Source organism: Streptomyces sp. NPDC051582, assembly GCF_040681715.1.
GTDB lineage: Bacteria > Actinomycetota > Actinomycetes > Streptomycetales > Streptomycetaceae > Streptomyces.
This window is the reverse complement of record NZ_JBFAZJ010000009.1, coordinates 35,104-60,148: the sequence shown is the minus strand read 5'-3', so window position 1 is coordinate 60,148 and position 25,045 is coordinate 35,104. Positions and strand designations below refer to the sequence as shown.

Genomic DNA, 25,045 nt, shown 5'->3' with positions numbered 1-25,045 from the left:
GTCTGCCGGGGGCCGCCGCCGTGCGGAGCCCTTCCCGCGGGGAGGGGGAGGCCGCCCGCAGGGCCCGGGGCGTCACGGCGCGCCCGGGGGGAGGAAGGGGAGGTCCGCGGGGGCGCCCGATTCGATGAGCTTCAGCAGCGCGTGCGTATCGGCGTGCTCGGCGATCAAGTCACCCAGCAGGTCCAGCTGCTCCTCCCGCAGGGCGGAGAACGACGTGTCCGGGGACGGGACGAAACGACGGCCCGCGGCCGAAGCCACCTCGCGCAGGAACGCCCTCCGGAAGCCGTCCGACTCCAGCGACCCGTGCCAGTGCGTGCCCCACACGGAACCCACCCGGCAGCCGTCGAGGAACGGCTCCCCGCCCAGGACCTCGGCCACCCCGTGGTGGATCTCGTAGCCGTCGACCGCCTCGCCGAGCGCGGTCCCCGAAGGCCGCTCCAGGGTCTTCTCCCGCTCGAAGCGGATCCGCACCGGCAGCAGGCCCAGCCCGTCCACCGAACCCGCCCGCGACTCGACCTCGTCCTCGATGTGCTCGCCGAGCACCTGGAAGCCGCCGCAGATCCCGAGCACCGGCCTGCCCTCGGCGGCCCGTCGCAGCAGCGCGTCCGCGAGGCCGCGCTCGCGCAGCCACTCCAGCGCCTTCACCGTGCCGCGGGTGCCCGGCACCACCACCAGGTCCGCGTCGGCCAGTTCCTCGGCCCGGTCCACGAACCGCACCACCACGCCCGGCTCCGCCGCCAGCGCGTCGACGTCCGTGAAGTTCGACATCAGCGGGACCGCGCACACCGCGACCCGCAGCACGTCCTCGCCGACCGGCGGGGCCACGACCGATTCGCGCACCGCGCCCCGCAGGGAGACCCGGAGCCCGTCCTCCTCGTCGATGCCCAGCCCGTGCCGGAACGGGAGCACCCCGTACGTCGCGCGCCCGGTCAGGCCGCGCAGCATCTCCATCCCGGGCTCCAGCAGCGACACGTCGCCGCGGAACTTGTTGACCATGTATCCGGCGATCAGCGACTGGTCCTGCGGGGACAGCAGCGCCGTCGTCCCGAAGAACGAGGCGAAGACCCCGCCCCGGTCGATGTCCCCGACCACGACCACCGGGAACCGCGCGGCCCGCGCGATGCCCATGTTCACGATGTCGGTCCGGCGCAGGTTGATCTCGGCCGGACTGCCCGCCCCCTCGCAGATCACGGCGTCATACGTGCCCCGCAGCTGCTCCAGGCAGTCCGTGACGACCCCGAGGAGCTGCTCCTGACGCCCTCCGTGGTAGCCGCGCGCGCTCATCTCGCCCACCGGCTTGCCCAGCAGCACCACCTGGCTGCTGCGGTCGCTGCCGGGCTTGAGGAGCACCGGGTTCATCAGTGCCGTCGGCTCCACGCGGGCCGCCTGCGCCTGCATCGCCTGGGCGCGCCCGATCTCGGCGCCCTCGCGCGTCACGAACGAGTTAAGGGACATGTTCTGCGCCTTGAACGGCGCCACCTTCACGCCCTGCCGGGCCAGCCAGCGGCAGATGCCCGCCGTGACCACGCTCTTGCCCGCGTCCGATGTGGTGCCGGCGACGAGAAGTCCCCCGCCGAGCTTCGCGCCGCTCATCCGCGTCCCTTCCGTATGCCGTACGACACCGCACAGCGCAGTGCCACGCACGCCCCCAGCGCCAGCCACGTCACCTGACGCGACAGCCGCACGGCGCGCTCGATGTCCGCGACCTCCACCGGCCGCCCCTCCGTGCCGTTCAGCACCGCCCGGTGCTCTACCCGCCCGCCGTACGCGAGGGTCCCGCCCAGCCGTACGCCGAGCGCCCCGGCGAACGAGGCCTCCACGGGTCCGGCGTTCGGGCTCGGGTGTGCGGCGGCGTCCGTGCGCCAGGCCCGTACGGCTCCCCGGCGGTCCGGCCCGGCCACTGCGGCGGCCAGGGCGGTCAGCCGCGCGCCGGGCCAGCCGACGAGGTCGTCGAGCCGGGCCGAGGCCCAGCCGTAGCGCAGGTGGCGCGGGGACTTGTGGCCGACCATCGCGTCGAGGGTGTTCACGGCGCGGAAGGCCAGCAGCCCCGGGACACCGGCGGCGGCGCCCCACACCAGGGCCCCGACCACCGCGTCGGAGGTGTTCTCGGCGACCGACTCCACGACGGCGCGGGCCATCTGCTGCTCGTCCAGGGCCTGCGGATCGCGCCCGCACAGGTGCGGCAGCCGCTCCCGGGCCACCTCGGCGTCCCCGGCGGCGAGCGCGCCGCCGATGGCGCGGGCCTCCCGGCCCAGTGAGGTGCCCCCGACGACGGCCCAGGTGGCCACAGCGGTCAGGGCGATACGGGCGGCAGCGGGCCGGGAGCGCGCGGCGCGGGCGCCCAGCGCGCCGACGGCGGCCGCGCCCCCGGCGCATATGAGGGTGTGCAGAACGCCCCGTGCGCGGTCGTCGCGCCACAGGGCGCGTTCGACGGCGGCGGCGGCTCGTCCGAAGGCGGCCACGGGGTGCCCTCGGCGCGGATCACCGAGGATCCGGTCGCCGATCAGGCCCGCCGTGGCGCCGTACGCGAAGACGCGGTCGGCACGCATGGTGCAGGTATGTCCTCACTCAGGGTCCGCGCCCTGGTTCGACGTGTCCGGCGGTGGGAGTTCCTGGCTCCCGGGGCGCACGTGCCGCGTGCTCCCCGGTGACAGTGGCGGGACCGCGCCGGATTCGCACCGGACTTCCTCTCCATGCCGCCGTATTGGCTCGGGCAGTCCACCACGCACCGCGAAGGCCCGTCAACTCGCCGTTGACCTGCGGCGGGGCAGGCCGCGGGCACGGATCGCGGGCACGGGTCCCGGGTGTACGAAAGCTCCCCCCGGGGTACCCGGAGGGAGCTTTGGCACGCCGTGCCCCGATCGGTCGGACCGGGGCATCGGGTCAGGTCAGCTGACGATCAGGTAGATCCCGTACCCCACGGCCGCCGTGACGAGCGCGAAGCAGGCGTACGCACCGCTGCGGGCGAGGGCGGCGGTACCGCCCTGCTCGGTGGCGGTCTCGTGCTTGGAGAGGCCCACCAGACCCAGGGTGAACAGGGCCACGAGGGCGACGGTGGCGGAGAGGCTGACCCCGAAGACGGAGCCGAGTGCTGCCCAGTCGATCTTCATACTGCGGATTCCTCTGTCGTTCTCGGGGTCAGACCGCGGCGGCGGGAGCCGCCGGTGCGGTCGGGGCGGCCGCCGGGATGGTGGCCCTCAGGGCCTCGTCCGTGACCGCGGCGGTCGTACCGGCGAAGGCCTCGGCGGCGGCCTCGGCGGCCACCGTCGGCGGGACCGTGACGGCGGCCATGGCCGTGGTGACGACACCCGGCTCCTCGGCCGCGGCCGCCTGTGCGTCGTTGACGTTGCTGTGGTCGACGACCTGGCGGCGCGAGATGAGCCAGATGGCGACGCAGGAGGCGATCAGGAAGAGCGCGACGGCGGCGACGCCGACGTCACCGGTGCGCATGACCAGCTCGGCGCCGGAGGCGACGACGGCCGCGGCCGGCAGGGTCAGGCCCCAGGCGATGAACATGCGGGTGGCGGTGGACCAGCGGACCACGCCGCCCTTGCGGCCCAGACCCGCGCCCATGACCGCGCCGGAGCACGCGTGGGTGGTGGAGAGGGAGAAGCCGAGGCTGGAGGAGGCGAGGATGACGCTCGCGGCCGAGGTCTGGGCGGCGAAGCCCTGCTGCGGCTGGAGGTCGGTCAGGCCGCTGCCCATGGTGCGGATGATGCGCCAGCCGCCCAGGTAGGTGCCCATGGCGATCGCCATGCCGGCGGAGACGATGACCCAGACCGGCGGGTTGGAGCCGGGCGCGAGCGCGCCGCCGGCGACCAGCGCCAGGGTGATGATGCCCATCGTCTTCTGCGCGTCGTTGGTGCCGTGCGCCAGGGAGACGAGACCGGCCGAGGCGATCTGACCGGCCTTGTAGCCCTTGGCGGAGGTCTTCTTGCCGACGTTCCCGCCCAGCTTGTACGTGACCTTGGCGGCCAGCATCGCGGCCGCACCGGCCACGATCGGCGCGGCGACCGCGGGGAGCAGCACCTTGGTGACGAGCGTGCCGCCGTTGACGGCGCCGAGGCCGGCGGAGGCGACGGCCGCGCCGACCAGGCCGCCCATCAGGGCGTGCGAGGAGCTGGAGGGGAGACCGACCAGCCAGGTGACGAGGTTCCAGAGGATCGCGCCGACGAGGGCGGCGAAGATCACTTCTGGCTGGATGCCCTCTTCGTTGACCAGGCCCTTGGAGATCGTCTTGGCGACCTCCACGGACATGAACGCGCCGACGAGGTTGAGCACGGCGGACATGGCCACCGCCGTCTTGGGCTTGAGGGCGCCGGTCGAGATGGTGGTCGCCATCGCGTTGGCTGTGTCGTGGAAACCGTTCGTGAAGTCGAACACGAGAGCGGTGATGATCACGATCCCGAGGAGAAGCGTTATGTGCTCCATTTACCCAGGCTTCTGTTTGACGTCAGTGGCTCGGCGACCGTAGGCAACCTGGATGAACGGAAGGTGAACTGACGCGGGCGGAGCGGTGTACTGGCCCGTCGTGTCATCGGGACCTTCATCCCCATTTTGCCGCTGATACGCCGATTGATGCACGTCAACCCCGGGTAACCGAGTGGGTTCACGAGGGGTCCCGGTCCTTGCGGCCCGCCCCGGGAGGAGGCGGGGGAGACGCAGATCACTCCCCGTCCGCCCGGCCCGCCGGACCGCCGCCCCCCGTCTTCCCGCCCCCGCCCGGCCGCAATCGGAACATTCCGCTCCAGTGGCCCGACGGCGCTCCCGCCTCGACACTGGAGCCGTGCCTTCCGCCACAGCGACCGCCGCGGCCGTCGCGACCACTTTCGTCGGGGCCGGCGCCGTCGCGGTCGCCGCCGGCCGGTACGCGGCCGACGCCGCCCTGCGGCACGAGCCCGGCCGCCCCCTGCCCGGCGGGCCCCGGCTCGGCGTCCACTCCACCGGCCCCGGGCGGATCACGCTGACCCGCTCGCTGGCTTCCCTGCGCCCCGGTACGTACGGGCTCTGCGCCCCCGGGGTGCACGCGGTGGTCGGATCCGTGCTCGACGGGTTCGATCCCGGCCCGGACGCCGTGGTGCGCCGGCTCCTCGCCGTCACCCACGGCAGCCTCGACCCCGGCACCCGGGTCACCCTCACCCCCCAGGTCCACGTGGGGAACCCGCGGACCGCCCTCGGGCTCGAACACGCCGACGTGGACGTCCCGGGCGAGCTCGGCGGACTGCCCGCCTGGTTCGTGCCCGCCGCCCGCGACACCTGGGTGATCACCGTGCACGGACTCGGCGCGGGCCGGGAGCACCCGATGGTGGTCATGCCCTTCCTGCACCGCCAGCGGATGCCCGTCCTCGACCTCGCCTACCGCGGGGACCTCGGGGCACCCGCGTCACCGGACGGTCTCGGCCACCTCGGTGAATCCGAGTGGCGGGACGTGGACGCCGCCATCCGCTACGCCGTGCGCTACGGAGCCCGCCGGGTCGTCCTGCACGGCTGGTCCACCGGGGCCGCCATGGCCCTGCACGCCGCCGAGCGCTCGGCCCTCGCCGACCGGATCTGCGGGCTCGTGCTGGACTCGCCGGTGCTCGACTGGCACACCACCCTGCGCGCGCTCGTCGCCGCCCGCCGCACCCCGGCCGCGCTGGTTCCGTTCGCGGTGCGGGCCGCCGAGGGGCGCGCGGGCCTGCGGGCCGACCGGCTGGCCCCCGGCGCGGACCCGGCGGCGCTGCGCGTACCCGTCCTGATCTTCCACGGACCGGACGACGCGCTCGCCCCCTGGGAGCCCTCGCGCCGGCTCGCCGCGGCCCGCCCCGACCTGGTCACGCTGCGGACCGTCCGCGAAGCCCCGCACGGGGCGATGTGGAACGCGGATCCGGCCGGATACGAGGAAGCCCTGAGGCGCTTCCTGACCCCTCTCATGTGAAGGCCGTGTGCCGGACGGGGCGGGGAGGGCGGAGAATCCCGGTATGTACCCCGGCCAGCTGACGATAATGGCTGGTTCCGTTTGGGCTTTCGGCCGGTGACGGGCGAGACTGCTTCCGTGACGTCCCGAAAGCCTGATGAGCAGTTGGCTCGCGACTCCAGACTCCGACTCGTCTCCCCGCGTTCCGTCGCCGCGGCCCGCAAGGCGGTGACCGACCGACGCGCCCGTAGCGCTTCGAGGCCCCCGGCCGGCACCCCGGCCACGGCCGAACTCGCGAGCCGGGCCCGGGCCTCGCTGGCCGACGCGGTACGGCTCGCCCGCTGGGCCGAGCTCAACCTCGGGGCCGGCGACGGGGGCAGGCCCGCCCCGGCGGGAGCGCTGCCCGCCGCCGACGTCGAACGCGCCGCCGGTGCACTGAACCTGACGCACGGGCAGATCCGGGTCGGCTGGGACCGCGCCCGGCTCGCGGGGCTCGTCGAGGTGCACGGCGGCCAGGCCCGGCCCGGCTGGCGGCTGCGCGCCTGGGACCGCGACGACACCGCCGTACTGCGCGGCTGGGTGGCCCTGTTCGACGCATGGTCGCTCGTCCACCCGGCCCCCGCCGACATCGCCCCGGCGGTCGTCGCCGAGGTGGTCGAGGCGATGCCCCAACTGCTGTCCCTGCTCCAGCTGTCCGCCGGTCCCGTCACCGTCCCGGACCTGCTGGACCTGCTCGGGCAGCGGGTCACCGAACTGCGCGACGAGCGCTGCGAGATCCCCTACGACGCCCCCGCGCGCGAGACGGCGCCCGCCGACGGGGCAGGGGCCGACCCGGACGCCGCCCCCGAGGTGAACGGCCACGCGGCGCCCGTCCCGCTCGCCCGGCTGCTGCGCTGGGCGCTCGGCGGGCTCGCCGCCGTGGACGCGGTCACCCTCGGACCGGCGCAGGCCGCCCTCACCCCGCTCGGCAGCTGGGCCGTCTGGGTCAAGCTCGAACAGATCTGCGTGGCCGCGCAGAGCCCCGCGGGCAACATCGAGCAGTCCGCCGCCGCGATGCTGCACGGCTGCGCCCGGCTCACCCCGGGACCCGCCCGCGCCGAGTACCAGGCCTGGCTCGCCGCCCGGCCCGTCGGCCACGCCGTCAGCGAACTGCTGCACGCCGCCCGCGGCGAGGACGCCCTGCTGCGCGGCCTCGCCTTCGAGGCCCTGCGGGTGGTCGGGGCCCCGGCCGAACCCGAGGTGCGCGCCGCCGTACGCGATCCCGCCCTGCGGCCCTACGCCCTGCTCTGGCTCGCCGAGCACGACGGGGTCGATCCCGACGAGGCGCAGGACGTGCTCACCGCAGAGGAGACGACCTGGCTCTGGGTGGACACCGCGGCGGCCATCGCCGACCACGGCGAGGCGGACCTGCTGGCGCGCCACCTCGACTCGGCCGTCCGGACCACCGTCCCGCGGCTGCTCGACGAGGTCCGCGCGGTCGGCCACCCGCGCACCGTCCAGGTCCTGGTCGCCCTGGCGGCCGCGCACCCGGACCCGGCCCTGGCCAAGGCGGTCCGCCGGGCCGCCTTCCAGGTCCATACCGGCGGCGCGTAGCACCCGTGGCGCCCCTGGCGCCGGGCAGGCGGCAGCGGGGACGCGTACGGGGAACGGGGACGCGCCGCGGGTCTCAGACCTGCGGCGCGTACGTCCCGAAGCTCCAGATGTTGCCCTCGGCGTCTCGGGCCATGTAGTCGCGGGACCCGTAGTCCTGGTCGGTGGGCTCCATCAGGACCTCCACGCCGTGCTCCGCGGCCCGCCGGTGGTGCGCGTCGACATCGTCGACCACCACGTAGACCCCCACGGGCCCGCCGTCCCCCATGGCCTTGTCGAAGACGGTGCCGGTGCGCTTGCTGCCGAGCATCACCAGGCCGTTGCCGTACGCCAGCTCCGCGTGCATCACCGAGCCGTCCTCGCCCTCGTACACCGCGACCTGGCTGAAGCCGAAGGCCTCGGTCAGCAGCTTGATCGCCGCCTTCGCGTCGCGATACCGCAGCGTGGGACAGATGGACGGAACGCCTGTCATGACGACCACTCCCTCTCGTGACGGTGACCTGTGTCACAGCATGGCAGGCGCCGCCGGCAGTCAGCGGAAGGTGTTGCACTGGGCCATGTCGCCCGTGCGGTAGCCCTGGTAGAACCACTGCTGGCGCTGCTGCGCCGAGCCGTGCGTCCAGGACTCCGGGGTCACCCGGCCCTGGAACTTCTCCTGGATCCGGTCGTCGCCCACCGCGGCCGCCGCGTCCAGGCCGTCCCTGATGTCCTGGTCGGTGAGGCTGGTGAGCAGCGGGCGGCCGGTGGCCCGGTCGGGGGTCCGCGTCGCGTTGTGCGCCCACACCCCGGCGTAGCAGTCGGCCTGGAGCTCGACCTTGACCGCGTTGCTGTTGGCGCCCTGCTGCCCGTCCTGGGCCTTCTCCAGGGTCCCGGTCAGGTTCTGGATGTGGTGCCCGTACTCGTGGGCGACGACGTAGGCCTGGGCGAAGGGGCCGCCGCTCGCGCCGAACTTCGTCCGCAGGTCGTCGAAGAAGCCCAGGTCCAGGTAGACCTGCCGGTCGGCGGGGCAGTAGAAGGGGCCGACCGCCTTGGTGGCGGCGCCGCAGGCGGTGTTCACCCGGTCCTTGAAGAAGACCGTCGACGCCGGGGCGTAGCGGCCGCCGCGCCGGGTGAACTCGTTCTTCCAGAAGTCCTGGGTGCTGTTGACGACCGCGACCAGCCGGCAGTCCTCGCGGGTGTTCGCGTCCCGTCCGGTCCGGCAGCTCTGCTGCACCTCGCTGACCGACGAAGAGGTCGCCGCCGACTCCGGGTTCCCGGAGGACAGCCCCAGCTGGTCCGGTCCCACGCCGAAGAGCAGCCCGAGGACCAGCGCGATGAGGCCCGCGATGCCGCCGCCGATCGTCGCCCGCCCGCCCGGGACGCGGCTGCCGCGCACGTCCTTGACCTCGGACGTGTCCAGATTGGCGTCGTCGTCGAACTGCATCCCGCACCGCCTCGATTCAACGTGGCCGCCCCTGCGGCGAGTATCACCCGGTCCATCCTGATACGCCCCCCGCCCCATCGGGGCCGTCCCTGAGCCGAACGGGGGACCCGTCAAGGGCCGGACGCCCCGAAAAGTGGTTGCGCACCCCCGGTAGAATGAATCCCATGGCAAATCTCCTCGCGGATTAGCGGCGTCGAAGCATCGCGTCCTGCCCCCCTTCCGCCGTCCCCCCGCCCTGGAGTATTTCCGTGATCACCGCCACCGGCGTCGAGCTGCGCGCCGGCGCCCGCGTCCTCATCGAGTCCGCTTCCTTCCGCATCGCCAAGGGCGACCGCATCGGCCTGGTCGGCCGCAACGGAGCGGGAAAGACCACGCTCACCAAGTGCCTCGCCGGCGAGGGCCAGCCCGCGGGCGGCTCCATCACCCGCTCGGGCGAGGTCGGCTACCTCCCGCAGGACCCGCGCACCGGCGACCTCGACATCCTGGCCCGCGACCGGATCCTCTCCGCCCGCGGCCTCGACGTCCTGCTCAAGAAGATGCGCATGAACGAGGAGCGCATCGCGACCGGCTCCGGCGGCACCCGCGAGAAGGCGCTCAAGCAGTACGAGCGCCAGGAGACCGAGTTCCTCACCAAGGGCGGGTACGCCGCCGAGTCCGAGGCCGCGACCATCTCGGCCGCCCTGAGCCTGCCCGACCGGGTCCTCGGCCAGCCGCTGCACACCCTCTCCGGTGGTCAGCGCCGCCGCGTCGAGCTCGCCCGGATCCTCTTCTCGGACGCCGACACGCTGCTCCTCGACGAGCCCACGAACCACCTCGACGCCGACTCGATCGTCTGGCTGCGCGACTACCTGAAGAACTACCGCGGCGGCTTCGTCGTGATCTCCCACGACGTCGACCTGGTCGAGACCGTGGTGAACAAGGTCTTCTACCTGGACGCCAACCGCTCGGTCATCGACATCTACAACATGGGCTGGAAGCTCTACCAGCAGCAGCGCGAGGCCGACGAGAAGCGCCGCAAGCGCGAGCGCCAGAACGCGGAGAAGAAGGCCGCGGCCCTGAACTCGCAGGCCGACAAGATGCGCGCCAAGGCCACCAAGACCGTCGCCGCCCAGAACATGGCCAAGCGCGCCGACCGCCTGCTCGCCGGCCTGGACGCGGTCCGCGTCTCCGACAAGGTGGCCAAGCTGCGCTTCCCGGACCCGGCGCCCTGCGGCAAGACCCCGCTGACCGCCGAGGGACTGTCGAAGTCGTACGGCTCCCTGGAGATCTTCACCGACGTCGACCTGGCCATCGACAAGGGCTCCCGCGTCGTCATCCTCGGCCTCAACGGCGCCGGCAAGACCACGCTGCTGCGCCTCCTCGCGGGCACCGAGAAGCCGGACACCGGCACGGTCGTCCCCGGCCACGGCCTCAAGCTGGGCTACTACGCCCAGGAGCACGAGACCCTGGACCCGGAGCGCACGGTCCTGGAGAACATGCGCTCCTCCGCGCCCGACCTGGACCTGGTCGCCGTGCGCAAGACGCTCGGTTCCTTCCTCTTCTCCGGCGACGACGTCGACAAGCCGGCCGGGGTGCTCTCCGGCGGCGAGAAGACCCGTCTGGCCCTGGCCACGCTGGTCGTCTCCTCGGCGAACGTGCTGCTCCTCGACGAGCCCACGAACAACCTGGACCCGGCCAGCCGCGAGGAGATCCTGGGCGCGCTGCGCACGTACAAGGGCGCGGTCATCCTCGTCACGCACGACGAGGGTGCGGTCGAGGCGCTGGAGCCGGAGCGGATCATCCTGCTCCCGGACGGCGTGGAGGACCTCTGGGGCCCGGACTACCGGGACCTCGTCGCCCTCGCCTGATCCTCCCGGAGCCGGTGATCCAGTTCCTTATGGATCATTCGGCTCAGGCGTGATCCATCATCTGAGTGAGACGGTCTCGTACCCCTGCGCTCTGTACGACGGCCCCGGCCGTGCCCGTCCGGGTACGCGTCCGGGGCCGAAATTTTTTGCCGTCCGGCCCCTGACCTGGCGATTCCCGGTGAGGGTGAAGAAGTGTGACGGACGTCATGCAGCGGAAGAGAAGATTCCGTTCTGCTGATGTGTCCACTGCCCGGGAAATGTCGTCGTACCGACCTTGCTGAATGGGTGGCCAGGAAGCCGGGGAGGGGTGATCATGAGAAGTCCAGAGCGCACTTCCCATGAGGAGGCACGGGTGGCCGAGACTCTGAAGAAGGGCAGCCGGGTAACCGGCGCCGCGCGCGACAAGCTCGCGGCAGACCTGAAGAAGAAGTACGACTCCGGTGCGAGTATCCGTGCGCTGGCCGAGGAAACCGGCCGGTCTTACGGGTTCGTCCACCGGATGCTCAGTGAGTCCGGAGTCATTCTGCGTGGTCGCGGTGGCGCGACGCGCGGCAAGAAGGCGGCTACGGCCTGACCGACCCCCATCCAGGCCGTCAGGCCCGGGGCCGGGGTGGATCACGCTCGCCTGCCCACACCTTAGTTCCTTCGGTGACCCCCGGTCGGCCCTCCGGCCGACCGGGTGGTTACTGTGCAGTCACTTAGGCCGGGATTGCGGCCGACTGCACACCGGAGGCACACCGATGGCTCTGCTCGACAAGGACGGCGTACGGCTCACCGTGGACGACTCGGTCGCGACGGTGACACTGACCAATCCGGCCAAGCGAAACGCCCAGTCCCCCGCGCTCTGGCGGGCGTTGGCGGAGGCCGGAAGGTCGTTGCCGGGCACCGTCCGGGTCGTGGTGCTCCGGGGTGAGGGCAAGTCCTTCTCCGCCGGACTCGACCGGCAGGCGTTCACTCCCGAGGGTTTCGAGGGTGAGCCGTCCTTCCTCGATCTGGCGCGCGGCTCGGACGAGCTGCTCGACTCCACCATTGCCGAGTACCAGGAGGCGTTCACCTGGTGGCGGCAGAGCGACATCGTCTCCATCGCCGCCGTACAGGGCCATGCGATCGGCGCCGGCTTCCAGCTCGCGCTGGGGTGTGACCTGCGCGTGGTCGCGGACGACGTGCAGTTCGCCATGCGCGAGACCAGCCTGGGTCTCGTGCCCGACCTGGCCGGGACCCAACCGCTGACCTCGCTGGTCGGCTATGCCCGCGCGCTGGAGATCTGCGCGACGGGCCGCTTCGTGCATGCCGAGGAGGCGGAGCGGATCGGTCTGGCCAACCTCGTCGTACCGGCCGACGAGCTGGACGCGGCCGTGCAGGACCTCACGACGGCGCTGCTGGCTCCGCCGCGCGACGCCGTGATCGAGACGAAGGCGCTGCTCCGCGAGGCCGGATCCCGCCCGTACGACGACCAGCGTTCCGCGGAGCGCGCCGCCCAGGCGCGCCGCCTGCGCGACCTGGCGGGCCTGTCGGACTGATCCGGCGTTCCGGGGGCTCCGCCCCCGGAACCCGGTGCCCCCGTCAGGGGATCGGTTCAGGGGATCAGGAGGGCTTTGCCCGGGACGGCGCGCGCTTCGATCGCGCGGTGGGCCTCCCCGGCCTGCGCCAGCGGGAACTTCCGCGCGATCACCGGGCGCAGCCGCCCGGCCGCGGCCTCGGCCAGGGCGAAGCCCGCCAGCCGGGTGATCTCCGCCGGCGGGAACCGGACCTCGGCGATCCCGCGCACCACGATCCCGCGCCGCTCGGCCTCGGCCGGGTCCAGTGCGGTGAAGCCGCCGCTCGGGGCGCCGTGCGCCGAGACCCGCCCGCCGTCCGGGACCAGTGCGAAGGCGGTCAGGCCCAGCTCGCCGCCGACCCCGTCCAGCAGGACGTCCACCGGACCGCCGACCGCCCCGGTCCAGCCCGGCTCCGAGTAGTCCACCGCCCGGTCCGCGCCCAGCTCCCGGATCAGCGCCAGTTTGCGCTCGCCCCGCGCCGCCCCCACCACGTACGCCCCCGCCGCCACCGCGATCTGCACCAGCAGCGTGCCCATCCCGCCGGCCGCCCCCAGGATCAGGACCCGCTCGCCCGCCTTGATGCCGACGGCCTCGGCGATGCCCGAACCGGTCACCCCGTCGTGCGCCAGCGCCGCCGCCTCCGCGGTCTCCAACCCGTCGGGGACCGGGACCAGCAGCTCCACCGGCACCCGGACCAGTTCCGCGTACGTCCCCTTCGTGCCCGGGGCGGCCACCACGCGGCGGCCCCGCCAGAGCGGGTCCACCCCCTCGCCCACCGCGAGGACCGTCCCCGCGGCCGCGCCGCCCGGCACGTACGGCGGGTGGATGCCGAAGGACTCGCCCCAGCCCCCGCGGATCTGGGTCTCCACGAAGATCGTGTCCACGGCCTCGGCCCTGACCACCACCTCGCCCGCCCCCGGGACCGGATCCGGCAGTTCCACCGGCACCAGCACCTCCGGACCGCCGTACCCGTCCACCCGGATCGCCCGCATGGCGTCCCCCTGCCCGTCCTGTCCGAAACGGCCGCTCGGCCTTGATCACTTGCCACTCTCCGACCTCAACCGCAGTTGAGGTCAAGCGCCGGCAGGGGTACGTTCCCGGCCGACCGGAGTAGTCCCGGAGCGCCATCGCGCCCGGGCGTCTACCGTGGATCGGAGTGAGTCCATCCGCGCGAAGGGACACGCGATGACCGAATCCACATCCGGGGGAGCCTCCCGCGAACCGGCCGAACGCGGCCGCACCACCATCTCCGACGGGGTGGTCGAGAAGATCGCCGGGCTCGCCGCCCGCGAGGTGGTCGGCGTCCACGCCATGGGCAGCGGCACCGGCCTCTCCCGCACCTTCGGCGCCGTCCGCGACCGAGTTCCCGGCGGGGCGAAGTCCTCGGTCACGCGCGGGGTCAAGGCCGAGGTCGGCGAGGTCCAGACCGCCCTCGACCTGGAGATCGTCGTCGACTACGGCGTGTCGATCCGCGACGTGGCCCGGGCCGTCCGTGAGAACGTCATCTCGTCGGTCGAGCGGATGACGGGCCTGCAAGTCGTAGAGGTCAACATCGCGGTCAGCGACGTCAAGCTGCCCGACGAGCCCGACGAGGAGCCGGAGCCCCGGATCCAGTGAAGGAGGCCCCATGAGGATGGCGGTCGTCGGCCTCTTCGCCGGCATGGCGCTCGCGTTCGCCGGGTACTTCGGCGGGTTCGGTGCCTTCCTGCTGGTGGCGGCGCTCGGCGCCATCGGTTTCATCGTCGGCCGGTTCCTGGACGGGGACCTGGAGCCCGGCGACTTCTTCCGTCCCCGACCCCGCGACCGCGACAGGTGAGGCCCCGATGAGCACGCCACGGTCCACCCCGCCGCGGGTGCCCCCCGCCGAGCGGGGGGCCACCAAGATCGCCGACCGGGTCGTCGCCAAGATCGCGGCCCAGGCCGCCCGGGAGGCGCTCGCCGCCCGGCGGGACGGGCCGCCCGAGGCCGCGGGGGCCGCCGGCGCCGCCCCGGGAGCCCCGCACGCCACCGTCACCGTGCACCATGACATCGCCCGCGTACGGGTGAGCCTGGAGCTCGGCTACCCCTCCGATCTCGCCGCCCAGTGCGCGGCCGTACGCCGCCAGGTGGTCCGGCGCGTCGAGGAGTGCGCCGCCATGTCCGTGCCCGAGGTGGACATCGACATCGAGCACCTGCACTCCGCGCACACCCGCACCGCCGCCCTGCGGGACCGGAAGCTGCGGTGACGGCGCCCGCCCCCGACCGGGCAGAGGCCCCCGCCCCCGAGCCCGGCCACGCCCCGGACCGGGCCCGCATCGCCCGCTTCCGGTCAGCCAGGCGGATCCCCGCCGGGCTGACGGCCCTGGCCGTACTCGGCGCGGCGGGCCTGTTCCTCTACGACCTGATCGCCGTACGGGCCGGCCGCCCCGGCATGCAATGGCGCCGGGAACTCGCCGACCAGCTGGGGCAGAAGACCCCCGCGGACCCTTGGGTGCTCGTCGCCGCCGGGGTCCTCGTCGTGGCCGGGGCACTGCTCCTGTTCCTCGCGGTGACGCCGGGGCTGCGCCGGATCCTCCCGATGCGGCCGCCGGACCCGCGGGCCGGGGTCCGCGCCGGCCTGGAACGCAAGGCGGCCGCGCTGGTCCTGCGGGACCGGGCGATGGAGGTGTCGGGAGTGCGGTCGGCGCGGGTCGCGGTGCGGCGCTCCCGCGTGAAGGTCCGGGCGCAGTCGCACTTCCGCGAGCTGGACGAGGTGAGGGCCGACCTGGAGGAGGTCCTCACCGTGGGCATCGGCGAACTGGGTCTCGCGCACCCGCCGCAGCCGAGGGTACGGGTCACCCGGGCCCCCGTCGGGAAGAGGTGAGGGGATGCTCGGAGCCGTGAACCGCACCCTGCTCGGGATCATCGGGGCCGTGCTCGTGGCGGTCGGTGCGGCGCTGGCGGCGGCGTTGCGGCCGCTCGGCGGCCGCCACGAGCCGCTGCTGTCGGCGGCGACCCGCGAGCGGTACTGGCATGCCGAGGGCGGCTGGTGGTGGGCGGTCGTGGCGGGGCTCGCGGTGTGCGTGGTGCTCGCACTGTGGTGGCTGCTGGCGCAGCTGCGGCGCTCGCGGCTGTCCGCGCTGGTGGTGGACACCGGCGACGAGGCCTACGCCGTGCTGCGCGGGCGGGCACTTGAGGAGGCGGTGGCCGCGGAGGCGGGCGCGCTGGACGGGGTCGCCCGGTGCCGTGCCGTCCTGCGGGGCCGGCAGGGCCGGGGGCGCCGGCGCGGGATCCCGAAGCTGCGGATGGAGCTGGAGCTGGAGCCGCACGCGGTACCGGCCGACGCGCTGGCCGGGCTGGCCGGGCCGGTGCTCGACCACGCCCGCCGGTCGGCGGGCCTCCCGGAACTCGCCGCGGAGGCGCGCCTGCGGATCACCTCCCACCGGGCCCGCCGCGTCACCTGAGGCGGCCGGCCCGGGGGGAGGGCGGGGCGTCAGAACCCGTGGCGGGAGCCGCCGTCGACCGGGAGCATGATGCCCGTCAGGTACGAGGCCGCCGGCGACAGCAGGAAGGCCGCCGAGCGGCCGAACTCCTCCGGGGTGCCGTAGCGCCGCAGCGGAATGCCGGACTCGTTGGCCGCACGGGCCGCCGCCGCGTCGCCCGACAGGGCGTCGAGCTCGCGGACGCGGTCGGTGTCGATCCGGGCCGGGAGCAGTCCGACCACGCGGATGCCGCGCGGTCCGAGCTCCACCGACAGGGACTTGGCGAAGCCGGCCAGCCCCGGCCGCAGGCCGTTGGAGATGGTCAGGCCCGGGATCGGCTCGTGGACCGAGCCCGACAGGACGAAGCCGATGACCCCGCCCTCGCCCAGCTCGGCCGCCGCCGCGCGGGCCAGTCGTACCGCGCCCAGGAAGACCGACTCGAAGGCCGCCGCCCACTGCTCGTCGGTGTTGCTCGCCGCCGAACCGGGGGTGGGGCCGCCGACGCTGATGAGGATGCCGTCGAGGCGGCCGAAGCGTTCCTTCGCGGTGGCGACGAGCGCGGCCGCGGCCTGCGGGTCGGCGTTGTCCGCGGCGACGCCCACCGCGTTCGGACCCAGCGAGGCGGCCGCCTCGGCGGCGCGCGCCGCGTCGCGGCCCGTCACGATCACCTTCGCGCCGTCCGCCGCCAGTTCGCGGGCCGAGGCGAAGCCCAGGCCGCGGGTGGCTCCGGTGACGACGTAGACACGGTCTTTCAGTCCAAGATCCATGCCCGACACGCTACGCCGTCGGCTGCGGCTCCCGCTCGGGGGCGGCGCCGGCCGCCGCGGCCGCCGCCCGGTCGCGCTTCTCGCGCCGTACGAGGACCAGCCAGCCCACCGGCACCGCCGAGGCGAACAGCCACCACTGCACGGCGTAGGCCATGTGCGGGCCGATCGAGTCGTGGTCGGGATCGGCGATCGGCTCGGGGCTGCCGCCCCCCGGGACCGGAGCGGTGAGTTCCATGTAGCCGCCGAGGACCGGCTTGCCCAGGTACTCCGCCTGCTGCGCGCTGTTGATCAGCATCACCTGGCGGTCCGGCAGGCCCTTGCGGTCCTTGATGCCGCTGCCGCCGCTCGTCTCGTCGGCCTTGAGCCGCCCGGTGACGGTCACCTCGCCCGTGGGCGCGGCCGGCACCGGCGGGTACGCGCGCGGGTCGTCGCCGCCCGCCACCCAGCCGCGGTTGACCAGGACCACCCGGCCGTCGGAGAGCACCAGCGGGGTCAGGACGTGGAAGCCGACCTTGTCGTCGTTGTCGGTGCGCATCCGTACGACGACCTCGTGCGCGGAGTCGTACGTACCGGTGGCGGTGACGGCACGCCAGAAGTCGGACCGCGGGACCTGGTGGCCGGGGGAGGTCACCTCGGTCATCGGCACCGGCTTCGCGGACAGGTTGCCCGCGATCAGCTGGTTCTGCGCGACCCGGTGCTCATGGCGGTGGTACTGCCAGAACCCCAGCTTGATCATCGCGGGGATGAGGGCGAGGGCGATGAGGGTGAGGCACACCCATTGCCGGGTCAGCACAAAGCGGTACACGCCCACGACGGTACCCCCAGCCGTGAGGACCCCGGCGGCCGGGTGGCCGTCCGGGGCCGGAAGGGAGAACGGGAGGAAGAGGGGGGAGAGGGAGACGGGGAGGAGGAGACGGGGAGAGGGAGAGCAGGGTCACACGCGGTCGACGATGCCCACCTTCCCCTCCGCGCGGGCGCAGTGCGCCCCGCAGTACCACTGGCCCCCGACCTCGACGCCCTGCCCGATGATCTGCACCCGGCAGTGCTCGCAGATGGGCGCCATGCGGTGGATGGCGCAGGAGAAGCAGTCGAAGACGTGCACGCTGCCCTGCGCGTGCACCTCGAAGGACATGCCGTAATCGTTTCCGCAGACCTCACAACGTGCCATGCGCCACAGGGTGGGACCGGACCGGCGGGATGGGAAAGCGGGTGGCGGGCGAGTCGCCCGAGGCTCACCCTTCTGCCGCAGCCACGTCCCGCAGCAGTTGGGTGAAGGCCGCCTCGTCGACCACCGGCGTACCGAAGGACTTCGCCTTGACCGTCTTGGAGGTGGCCGAATCGGGGTCGTTGGTCACGAGCAGGCTCGTGAGCCGCGACACGCTCGTCGCCACGTGCAGCCCGGCCTCGACCGCCCGGTCCTCCAGCAGCTCCCGGTCCACCGAGGTGTCACCCGAGAAGGCGATCCGCATGCCCTGCTTGAGCGGTTTGCCGTCTTCGAAGCGCCCCGGGTTCGGGTGCGGGCACGGCGGCCGCTTGCGCGAGGGCCGCCAGCCGTTGCTCCCGTACGAGGCCTGCCGGCCGATCCGCGGGGTGACGGGGGAGTCCGACCACTCCGTCAGCGGCCGGCACTCCAGCAGGGGCAGCCGTACGCCGTCCCGCGCGGCGGCGTGCAGGGACGGACGGAACGCCTCCGCGAGCACGCGGGCGTCGTCGAGGGCGTGGTGGGCGCGCTGCTGGACCACGCCGAAGTGCGCGGCGAGCGACTCCAGCTTGTGGTTGGGCAGCGGCAGGTTCAGCTCCTTCGACAGGGCGATGGTGCACAGCCGCTGACGGACCGGCGCGGTCCCGGCGGCCCGCGCGTACTCCCTGGCGATCATCTGCCAGTCGAACATGGCGTTGTGCGCGACCAGCACCCGGTCCGCGAGCCGGCCCGCGAACTCCTCGGCGATGTCCTTGAAGAGCGGGGCGTCCTGGAGCATGTCGCTGGTCAGCCCGTGGATCCAGACGGGGCCGGGATCGCGCTGCGGGTTGACCAGGGTGTACCAGTGGTCCTCGACATTGCCCTGCGCGTCGAGCCGGTAGACGGCGGCGGAGATTATCCGGTCGTCGCGAGCGAGCCCGGTCGTCTCCACGTCGACGACCGCGTACCCCTCGGGGTACGCGGTCGGCCACGTCGTCTCTGCGGTCGTACGGTCGTCGAGCATGGTCACAGAGGATATCGGCACACACCGACACCCGGTGCCCGGCGGGTTCGGACCGGCCCGGGCGCGGAGCCTGCAAACCGGACTACCGCAGGGGCCGGTTCGGCGATGCCAGCAGGGAGCGGACGAGGGCGCGCAGGGACAGCAGGAACAGGCGCTCCGGGTCGGCCGGGCGGGCCAGGGCGCGGGCGAGCTCCGGATCGTCGGGGGCGGCGGGGATCCCGTCGGCTGCGCCGGGGGTGCCCCAGAGGTCGCTCTCGGCCGGGGACTGGGCGGGGGCGCGCTCGCGGTTGCGCTCCACGAGGAGGTACCCGACGATCTGGAACTGGACCGCGCGCACGGCATCGGCGGCCCGGGCCCCGCGCAGCCCGGCCGCGTGCACCTCGTGGACCAGGGCCTGCTGGGCCGGCAGGAACATCCGCTCGGTGAGGCCGCGTTCGTGGACCATCGCGATCAGGTGCGGCCGCTCGCGCAGTTCGCGGCGCAGGATCCGGGCCACGGAGAGGATCCGCTCGACGGGGGTGCGGCCGAGCGGCCGTATCGCGCCCATCTCCTGGACGGTCCGCTCCACGAGGGCGTCGAGCAGCGATTCGCGGTTGCCGACGTGCCAGTAGATGGACGTCACGGCCGTGCCCAGCTCGGCGGCGAGCTTGCGCATGGTCAGGGCGGCCGGGCCGTGCTGCTTGACCAGCGAGGCGGCCGCGGTCAGCACCTCGTCACGGGTGAGCGTGGTTCTGGCCATGGCCGTCTCCCGCCAATCTGTCGGATCGTCAGTTCTGGTCCGTGCAGGGGTCTTTACCCTTCATCGCCCACGGTGTAACTGTGTTACAGAACCTACCGAAGGGTGGCGCGAGACATGGCACGCGTACGGTACGGAGCGCGCACGGAGGCCGAGATCACGGCGTCGCGCGAGAAGAGTTCCCGGCTCCCCGACATCTGGTCCACCGGGGTGGTGGCGGTCTGGGAGAGCGACCCGGACGTGGTGGCGGCGGTCCTGCCGCCGCCGCTCAAGCCCGCCGAGCGGCCCCTGGTACGGGCCAACATCAGCAAGGTCGACCTGCCCGGCTACCCCCTCGGTGCCGGCTCGGTGGCCGTCGCCGCGCAGCACGGCGGGGTCGAGGGCTGGTACCCGCTGGTCATGCCGATGACCCACGAGCGGGCCCTGATCGGCGGCCGCGAGGTCTTCGGCGAGCCGAAGAAGCTGGGCGAGGTCGCGGTGGAGCGCGAGGGCCTCGTCGTACGGGCCTCCCTGGCCCGGCACGGGATCGCGTTCGTCGAGGTGCGCGGGGCGGTGGACCGCGCGCTGCCGCTGCCCGAGCCGGCCGCCAAGACCGACTTCTACTTCAAGTTCCTTCCGGCGGTGGACGGTTCGGGCTTCGACGCCGACCCGGTGCTCGTGCACGTCACCCGCAACGAGAAGGTCCGCAAGCTGGAGCACATCACGGGTGACGTGGTCCTGCGCGAGTCGATGTTCGACCCGGTCGCCGATCTCCCCGTACGCCGCATCGTGGAGATCACCATCGGCGAGAAGACCACCGACCAGAAGGGCCGCGTCGTCGAGCGCGTCAGCGCCCGGGCGCTCCTCCCGTACGTCCACCAGCGCTACGACGACCCCATGCAGATCCTCGACGGCCCGCCCGAGGGGAGCGTGTGACATGCGGCTCGAACCCGGACAGGTGGCCGTCGTCACCGGAGCCGCCGGCGGCATCGGTCTCGCGATGGCCCGCCGCTTCGCCGCCGAGGGGCTGAAGGTCGTCCTCGCCGACGTGGAGGAGGGAGCCCTGCGCAAGGCCGCCGAAGAGCTGGCCGCCGAGGGCGCCCGGGTGCTCGCACGGCCCGTCGACGTCGGCGACCGCGACTCCGTCCTCGCGCTCGCCGACGCGGCGTACGACACCTTCGGCGCCGTGCACGTGCTCTGCAACAACGCGGGTGTCGGATCAGGCGCCGAGGGCCGGATGTGGGAGCACGAGCCCAACGACTGGAAGTGGGCCTTCTCCGTCAACGTCTGGGGCGTCTTCCACGGCATCCAGGCCTTCGTCCCGCGCATGATCGCGGGCGGCGGCCCCGGCCACGTCGTCAACACCTCCTCCGGCGACGGCGGCATCGCCCCGCTGCCCACCGCCTCCGTCTACGCCGTCACCAAGGCGGCCGTGGTCACCATGACCGAGTCGCTGTACGCCCACCTCAAGGCGGAGCGCGCGCCCGTGGGCGCCTCCGTCCTCTTCCCCGGACCGCACATGCTGCGCACCGGGCTGTGGGAGTCGCACCGCAACCGGCCCGAGCGGTACGCGAAGCAGCGGCCGCGCAAGACCCCGTACCGCAGCCTCGACCAGTACGAGGCCGCGATGGAGCAGGCCGGCCACGCGGTGGAGTTCACCCCGGTCGAGGAGGTCGCCGAGCACGTCGTCGACGGCATCCGCGCCGACCGCTTCTGGATGCTCCCGGCGAGCGAGCACAGCGACCGGCAGATCCGCGCCCGGTCGCAGTCGATGCTCGACCGCGCCGACCCCGCCTACCTGGAGAGCTTCATCCTCGACTGAGGAGCGTTTGCAGTGAGTGAGAACGTGACCGACAGCAGCACGTACGAGGACCCCTACCTGATCATCTCCTCCGACTGCCACGCGGGACTGCCGACCGAGCAGTACCGCCCGTACCTCGACTCCCGATTCCACCCCCAGTTCGACGAGTTCCTCGGTCAGCGCGACGCCCGCCGCGCCGAGGCCACGAAGCTCGGCGTCCGCAACGAGGCCTTCGCCGAAAAGTGGTTCCACGATCACGAGGAGGGCCTGCGGGGCGGCTGGGACACCGGCCAGCGACTCAAGGAGCTCGACGGCGACGGGGTCGCCGCCGAGGTCGTCTTCCCCGACGCCGACGCCGTGGACAGCCAGACCGCGGCCCCCTTCGGCGTGGGTCTCGGGCTCTCCGGCGACCAGGACCCCGAGCTCGGCATGGCGGGCGCGCAGGCGCACAACCGCTGGCTGGCGGAGTTCGTCTCCCAGACCCCCGAACGGCACTGCGGGGTCGCCCTGCTGCCCATCACGGGCGAGCCGAGAGAGGTCGTCGCCGAGATACACCGGGCCAAGGAGTCCGGGCTCGGCGCGCTGATGATCCCGGCGATGTGGGTGGACAAGGCGCCCTACCACGACCGCCGCTACGACCCGGTGTGGGCGGCGGCGGCCGAGACGCGGATGCCGATCGTCACCCACTCGGGGTCCTCGCCGCGCCACGAGTACGGCGACCACCTGGGCATCTTCGTCTCCGAGGTCACGTGGTGGCCGTCCCGCCCGCTGTGGTTCCTGCTCTGGTCGGGGGTCTTCGAGCGGCACCCCGGGCTGAAGTTCGGCGTCGCCGAGTCGGGCTGCTGGTGGCTGCCGAACCAGCTGTGGTTCATGGACCGGCTCTACCTCGGCGCGCACGGCGGCAAGAAGCTGTCGCCGTTCGAGGAGCTGAGGCGCCCGCCGAGCGAGTACCTGGACCGGCAGGTGTTCATCTGCGCGACGAACACCAAGCGGCGCGAGCTCGCCCAGCGCTACGAGATCGGCGTCGACAACATCCTGTGGGGCTCGGACTTCCCGCACCCCGAGGGGACCTGGCCGAACACCCGGACCTGGCTGAAGAACACCTTCCACGACATCCCGGTCGGCGAGACCCGCCGGATGCTGGGGCTGGCGGCGGCGGACGTCTTCGGCTTCGACGCGCAGAAGCTGGCCCCGGTCGCGCGGCGGATCGGCCCGACCCCGGCGGAGCTTGGCCAGCCCGCCGACCAGGCCGCGGTGGAGGCCTCGTGGGCCCGCTCGCGGGAGACGGGCCGCCACTGGCTGACGGGCGAGGACTTCCCGTCGCTGGGGGTGACCCGATGACGGGGGCGGACCGGTACACGGTCATCTCGGCGGACTGCCACGCGGGCGCGGACCTGCTGGACTACAAGCCGTACCTGGAGAAGCGGTACCACGAGGAGTTCGACGCCTGGGCCGCCACCTACGTGAACCCGTACGAGGACCTCCTCGCGGACACGGCGGACCGCAACTGGAACTCGGCCCGCCGGCTGTCCGAGCTGGAGGCGGACGGCATCGTGGCGGAGGTGGTCTTCCCCAACACCATCCCGCCGTTCTTCCCGAAGGCCTCGTTGATGGCGCAGCCGCCGACGGCGGAGGAGTACGCGATGCGCTGGGCGGGGCTCCAGGCGCACAACCGCTGGCTGGCGGACTTCTGCGCCGAGGCGCCGGGGCGGCGGGCGGGCGTGGTCCAGATCCTGCTGAACGACGTGGACGCGGCGGTGGAGGAGATCCGCCGCACGCGGGAGGCCGGTCTGACGGGCGGCATCCTGCTGCCGGGCGTCCCGCCGGGCTCGACGGTGCCCGAGCTGTACTCGTCGGCGTACGACCCCATCTGGGCGGTGTGCGACGAGCTGGACGTCCCGGTCAACCACCACGGCGGTTCGGCGTCGCCGCCGCTCGGCGACGAACCGGCCGCGCGGGCCGTCTTCATGGTGGAGACGACGTGGTTCTCGCACCGGGCCCTGTGGCACCTGGTCTTCGGCGGCGCGTTCCGCCGCCACCCGGGCCTGAAGCTGGTCCTGACGGAGCAGGGCTCGGGCTGGATCCCCGGCGTGCTCGACATGCTGGACTACTACCACGGCCGCCTGGTCGCGGCCTCGGCCACGGCGGAGTCGAAGTTCGGGGCGGGCCTGGCGGAGTCGATGGGCAAGGGCCCGAGCGAGGTCTGGCGGGACAACTGCTTCGTGGGGGCCAGCTTCATGCGCCCGCACGAGGTCCCGCTGCGGGACCGGATAGGCCTCGACAAGATCATGTGGGGCAGCGACTACCCCCACGACGAGGGCACCACCCCGTTCTCCCGCGAGGGCCTGCGCATCGCCTACGCGGGCCTCCCGAGGGACGAGGTGGCCGCGATGGTGGGCGGCAACGCGGCCCGCGTCTACGGCTTCGACCCGGCCCTGCTGGACGCGGTGGCGGCCAAGCACGGCCCCCTGGTCTCGGAGATCGCGGAGCCGCTGAAGGAGATCCCCCCGCAGGCCACGAGCCCGGCCTTCGCCCGGGGGGGCTCGGTCCGCATCTGGTAGGTCCCGGGTCCCGACCGGAGCGGCTCGGCTCACGTGGACGAGCCGCTCCGGCGGGAACAGGAACACGGCCACGCCGTCCACCGGGACCACCGCCCGCCCGGAGGCCGGCGGTTCCTCGCCCCACCCCGCAGGGCGCCCGCCGCCGTGCCCGCCACCCGTAAGACGGCCGTCCCGAAGCCCGTCATCCCCCTGCCCTCCCCCCGGCCCGGAGATCATCGCGTGAACCGCCGGTAACCCCGATGGATACCGATCGGTAACAACCCCTAGCGGAGCCCCCGAACCCGCTCTATGGTGCGGGCATGCCGAACCTGCCCGATGTCGTGCTGTGGTCCATACCCGCCTTCGTGCTGCTCACCGTCATCGAGGTGGTGAGCTACCGACTCCATCCCGACGAGGACACCGCCGGTTACGACACGAAGGACGCGGCGACCAGCGTCGCCATGGGCATCGGCAGCATCGGCTTCGACCTGCTGTGGAAGATCCCGGTCGTCGCCGTGTTCACGGCGGTCTACGAACTGACCCCGCTGCGCGTGCCGTTCCTGTGGTGGACCGCCCTGCTGATGCTGCTGGTGCAGGACTTCCTCTACTACTGGCAGCACCGGCTCCACCACGTCATCCGCATCCTGTGGGCCTGCCACGTGGTCCACCACAGCAGCCGGAACTTCAACCTCACCACCGCCCTGCGCCAGCCCTGGACCAGCGCCACCACCTGGTGGTTCTACCTGCCGATGGTCGCCCTCGGCGTGCACCCGGCCGCGATCCCCTTCTGCTACGGCCTGAACCTCCTCTACCAGTTCTGGGTGCACACCGAGCGCATCGGCAAGCTGCCGCGGGCCTACGAGTACGTCTTCAACACCCCCTCCCACCACCGCGTCCACCACGCCTCCCAGGGCGGCTACCTGGACCGCAACTACGGCGGGATCCTGATCGTCTGGGACCGGTTGTTCGGTTCCTGGGTCGGGGAGACCGACAAGCCCGTCTACGGGCTCACCAAGAACATCAACACGCACAACCCGCTGCGCGTCGCCACCCACGAGTACGCCGCCATCGCCCGTGACGTCCGTGCCGCGAGCAGCTGGCGCGAGCGCGCCGGGCGCGTCTTCCGCGGGCCCGGCTGGCAGCCGGCCCAGGCCCGGGCCGCGGCCCAGGCCCAGACTCCGGCCCAGGCCCCCGCGCCCGCCCCGGCGGCCGGGAGCGCCCCCGCCCCCGCCCCCGAGTCCGAGTCCGCGACCGCGACCGCCCCGGAGCACGCCGCGTGAGCGA

General features: G+C 73.2%; 27 protein-coding genes and 1 riboswitch. Of the genes, 15 read left to right on the top strand and 12 right to left on the bottom strand.

What is annotated here, in order from left to right; all coding sequences use genetic code 11:
- Positions 1-72: 72 nt before the first annotated feature.
- The 4 genes from AB0M92_RS14390 to AB0M92_RS14375 all read right to left on the bottom strand — a co-directional run bounded on the left by AB0M92_RS14390 (position 73) and on the right by AB0M92_RS14375 (position 4,431).
- A complete protein-coding gene (locus tag AB0M92_RS14390; RefSeq protein ID WP_366102442.1) occupies positions 73-1,593 on the bottom strand; it encodes a cobyric acid synthase in 1,521 nt (506 codons plus the stop codon).
- Complete coding sequence (locus AB0M92_RS14385) at positions 1,590-2,549, bottom strand: cobalamin biosynthesis protein (RefSeq protein WP_366102441.1); 960 nt, start codon at positions 2,547-2,549, stop codon at positions 1,590-1,592. Before AB0M92_RS14385 ends, AB0M92_RS14390 begins: the two co-directional genes overlap by 4 nt.
- Positions 2,550-2,586: 37 nt before the next feature.
- Positions 2,587-2,738, bottom strand: a riboswitch (cobalamin riboswitch).
- Positions 2,739-2,888: 150 nt separating this feature from the next.
- Positions 2,889-3,110 carry a hypothetical protein gene (locus AB0M92_RS14380; protein WP_366102440.1) on the bottom strand — a complete coding sequence of 74 codons (222 nt, stop codon included), beginning with the start codon at positions 3,108-3,110 and terminating at the stop codon, positions 2,889-2,891.
- 28 nt (positions 3,111-3,138) lie between these two features.
- Positions 3,139-4,431 carry an inorganic phosphate transporter gene (locus AB0M92_RS14375; RefSeq protein WP_366102439.1) on the bottom strand — a complete coding sequence of 431 codons (1,293 nt, stop codon included), beginning with the start codon at positions 4,429-4,431 and terminating at the stop codon, positions 3,139-3,141.
- A gap of 355 nt (positions 4,432-4,786) precedes the next feature.
- On the opposite strand from AB0M92_RS14375, the gene AB0M92_RS14370 reads away from it, so the two are divergent.
- A complete protein-coding gene (locus tag AB0M92_RS14370; protein WP_366102438.1) occupies positions 4,787-5,917 on the top strand; it encodes an alpha/beta fold hydrolase in 1,131 nt (376 codons plus the stop codon).
- Between the two features lie 207 nt (positions 5,918-6,124).
- A complete protein-coding gene (locus AB0M92_RS14365; RefSeq protein WP_366102583.1) occupies positions 6,125-7,489 on the top strand; it encodes a hypothetical protein in 1,365 nt (454 codons plus the stop codon).
- Between the two features lie 73 nt (positions 7,490-7,562).
- Here the strand turns inward: AB0M92_RS14365 and AB0M92_RS14360 are convergent, their stop codons facing one another.
- Together AB0M92_RS14360 and AB0M92_RS14355 are read right to left on the bottom strand one after the other, a co-directional pair.
- Positions 7,563-7,958 carry a VOC family protein gene (locus AB0M92_RS14360; RefSeq protein WP_366102437.1) on the bottom strand — a complete coding sequence of 132 codons (396 nt, stop codon included), beginning with the start codon at positions 7,956-7,958 and terminating at the stop codon, positions 7,563-7,565.
- A gap of 60 nt (positions 7,959-8,018) precedes the next feature.
- Complete coding sequence (locus AB0M92_RS14355; protein WP_366102436.1) at positions 8,019-8,909, bottom strand: neutral zinc metallopeptidase; 891 nt, start codon at positions 8,907-8,909, stop codon at positions 8,019-8,021.
- Between the two features lie 248 nt (positions 8,910-9,157).
- On the opposite strand from AB0M92_RS14355, the gene AB0M92_RS14350 reads away from it, so the two are divergent.
- The 3 genes from AB0M92_RS14350 (at position 9,158) to AB0M92_RS14340 (ending at position 12,276) form a co-directional block, all read left to right on the top strand.
- Positions 9,158-10,756, top strand: coding sequence for an ABC-F family ATP-binding cassette domain-containing protein (locus AB0M92_RS14350; RefSeq protein WP_366102435.1), 1,599 nt, complete (start codon positions 9,158-9,160; stop codon positions 10,754-10,756).
- A gap of 352 nt (positions 10,757-11,108) precedes the next feature.
- Positions 11,109-11,330, top strand: a complete 222-nt coding sequence (locus AB0M92_RS14345; RefSeq protein ID WP_048476734.1) for a helix-turn-helix domain-containing protein — start codon at positions 11,109-11,111, stop codon at positions 11,328-11,330.
- A 166-nt stretch (positions 11,331-11,496) separates the two neighbouring features.
- Positions 11,497-12,276 carry an enoyl-CoA hydratase/isomerase family protein gene (locus AB0M92_RS14340; RefSeq protein WP_366102434.1) on the top strand — a complete coding sequence of 260 codons (780 nt, stop codon included), beginning with the start codon at positions 11,497-11,499 and terminating at the stop codon, positions 12,274-12,276.
- 56 nt (positions 12,277-12,332) lie between these two features.
- Here AB0M92_RS14340 and AB0M92_RS14335 read toward each other — a convergent pair whose 3' ends face one another.
- Positions 12,333-13,286 (bottom strand): zinc-binding dehydrogenase, encoded by a 954-nt coding sequence (locus AB0M92_RS14335; RefSeq protein WP_366102433.1) that lies wholly within the window; start codon positions 13,284-13,286, stop codon positions 12,333-12,335.
- Positions 13,287-13,479: 193 nt separating this feature from the next.
- On the opposite strand from AB0M92_RS14335, the gene AB0M92_RS14330 reads away from it, so the two are divergent.
- The 5 genes from AB0M92_RS14330 to AB0M92_RS14310 are packed head-to-tail and all read left to right on the top strand — an operon-like array spanning position 13,480 to position 15,716.
- Complete coding sequence (locus AB0M92_RS14330) at positions 13,480-13,911, top strand: Asp23/Gls24 family envelope stress response protein (protein WP_366102432.1); 432 nt, start codon at positions 13,480-13,482, stop codon at positions 13,909-13,911.
- Between the two features lie 10 nt (positions 13,912-13,921).
- Positions 13,922-14,110, top strand: a complete 189-nt coding sequence (locus AB0M92_RS14325; protein ID WP_366102431.1) for a hypothetical protein — start codon at positions 13,922-13,924, stop codon at positions 14,108-14,110.
- Positions 14,111-14,117: 7 nt separating this feature from the next.
- Positions 14,118-14,519 (top strand): hypothetical protein, encoded by a 402-nt coding sequence (locus tag AB0M92_RS14320; protein WP_366102430.1) that lies wholly within the window; start codon positions 14,118-14,120, stop codon positions 14,517-14,519.
- The gene (locus AB0M92_RS14315) at positions 14,516-15,136 is read left to right on the top strand and encodes a DUF6286 domain-containing protein (protein WP_366102429.1); all 621 of its coding nucleotides are present in this window, start codon (positions 14,516-14,518) and stop codon (positions 15,134-15,136) included. The genes AB0M92_RS14320 and AB0M92_RS14315 overlap by 4 nt, the downstream gene beginning before the upstream one ends.
- Before the next feature lie 4 nt (positions 15,137-15,140).
- Entirely contained in the window at positions 15,141-15,716 is a 576-nt protein-coding gene (locus AB0M92_RS14310; RefSeq protein WP_366102428.1) for an alkaline shock response membrane anchor protein AmaP, read from the top strand.
- A 29-nt stretch (positions 15,717-15,745) separates the two neighbouring features.
- Here the strand turns inward: AB0M92_RS14310 and AB0M92_RS14305 are convergent, their stop codons facing one another.
- From AB0M92_RS14305 to AB0M92_RS14285, 5 genes are all read right to left on the bottom strand, one after another.
- Entirely contained in the window at positions 15,746-16,501 is a 756-nt protein-coding gene (locus AB0M92_RS14305; RefSeq protein ID WP_366102427.1) for an SDR family oxidoreductase, read from the bottom strand.
- Positions 16,502-16,511: 10 nt separating this feature from the next.
- Positions 16,512-17,306, bottom strand: a complete 795-nt coding sequence (locus AB0M92_RS14300; RefSeq protein WP_366102426.1) for an SURF1 family protein — start codon at positions 17,304-17,306, stop codon at positions 16,512-16,514.
- Positions 17,307-17,435: 129 nt separating this feature from the next.
- Positions 17,436-17,669 (bottom strand): hypothetical protein, encoded by a 234-nt coding sequence (locus AB0M92_RS14295; RefSeq protein ID WP_366102425.1) that lies wholly within the window; start codon positions 17,667-17,669, stop codon positions 17,436-17,438.
- 64 nt (positions 17,670-17,733) lie between these two features.
- On the bottom strand, positions 17,734-18,711 hold the full coding sequence (locus tag AB0M92_RS14290) for a DEDDh family exonuclease (protein WP_366102424.1): 978 nt from the start codon (positions 18,709-18,711) through the stop codon (positions 17,734-17,736).
- 76 nt (positions 18,712-18,787) lie between these two features.
- Positions 18,788-19,444, bottom strand: coding sequence for a TetR family transcriptional regulator (locus AB0M92_RS14285; protein WP_366102423.1), 657 nt, complete (start codon positions 19,442-19,444; stop codon positions 18,788-18,790).
- A 114-nt stretch (positions 19,445-19,558) separates the two neighbouring features.
- Here AB0M92_RS14285 and AB0M92_RS14280 point away from each other — a divergent pair, with 114 nt between their 5' ends.
- The 5 genes from AB0M92_RS14280 (at position 19,559) to AB0M92_RS14260 (ending at position 25,041) form a co-directional block, all read left to right on the top strand.
- Positions 19,559-20,356, top strand: coding sequence for an acetoacetate decarboxylase family protein (locus AB0M92_RS14280; protein ID WP_366102422.1), 798 nt, complete (start codon positions 19,559-19,561; stop codon positions 20,354-20,356).
- Between the two features lies 1 nt (position 20,357).
- A complete protein-coding gene (locus AB0M92_RS14275) occupies positions 20,358-21,242 on the top strand; it encodes an SDR family NAD(P)-dependent oxidoreductase (protein ID WP_366102421.1) in 885 nt (294 codons plus the stop codon).
- A gap of 12 nt (positions 21,243-21,254) precedes the next feature.
- A complete protein-coding gene (locus tag AB0M92_RS14270) occupies positions 21,255-22,562 on the top strand; it encodes an amidohydrolase family protein (RefSeq protein ID WP_366102420.1) in 1,308 nt (435 codons plus the stop codon).
- Positions 22,559-23,782 (top strand): amidohydrolase family protein, encoded by a 1,224-nt coding sequence (locus AB0M92_RS14265; protein ID WP_366102419.1) that lies wholly within the window; start codon positions 22,559-22,561, stop codon positions 23,780-23,782. The genes AB0M92_RS14270 and AB0M92_RS14265 overlap by 4 nt, the downstream gene beginning before the upstream one ends.
- Before the next feature lie 299 nt (positions 23,783-24,081).
- Positions 24,082-25,041 (top strand): sterol desaturase family protein, encoded by a 960-nt coding sequence (locus tag AB0M92_RS14260; protein ID WP_366102418.1) that lies wholly within the window; start codon positions 24,082-24,084, stop codon positions 25,039-25,041.
- Positions 25,042-25,045: the final 4 nt, after the last annotated feature.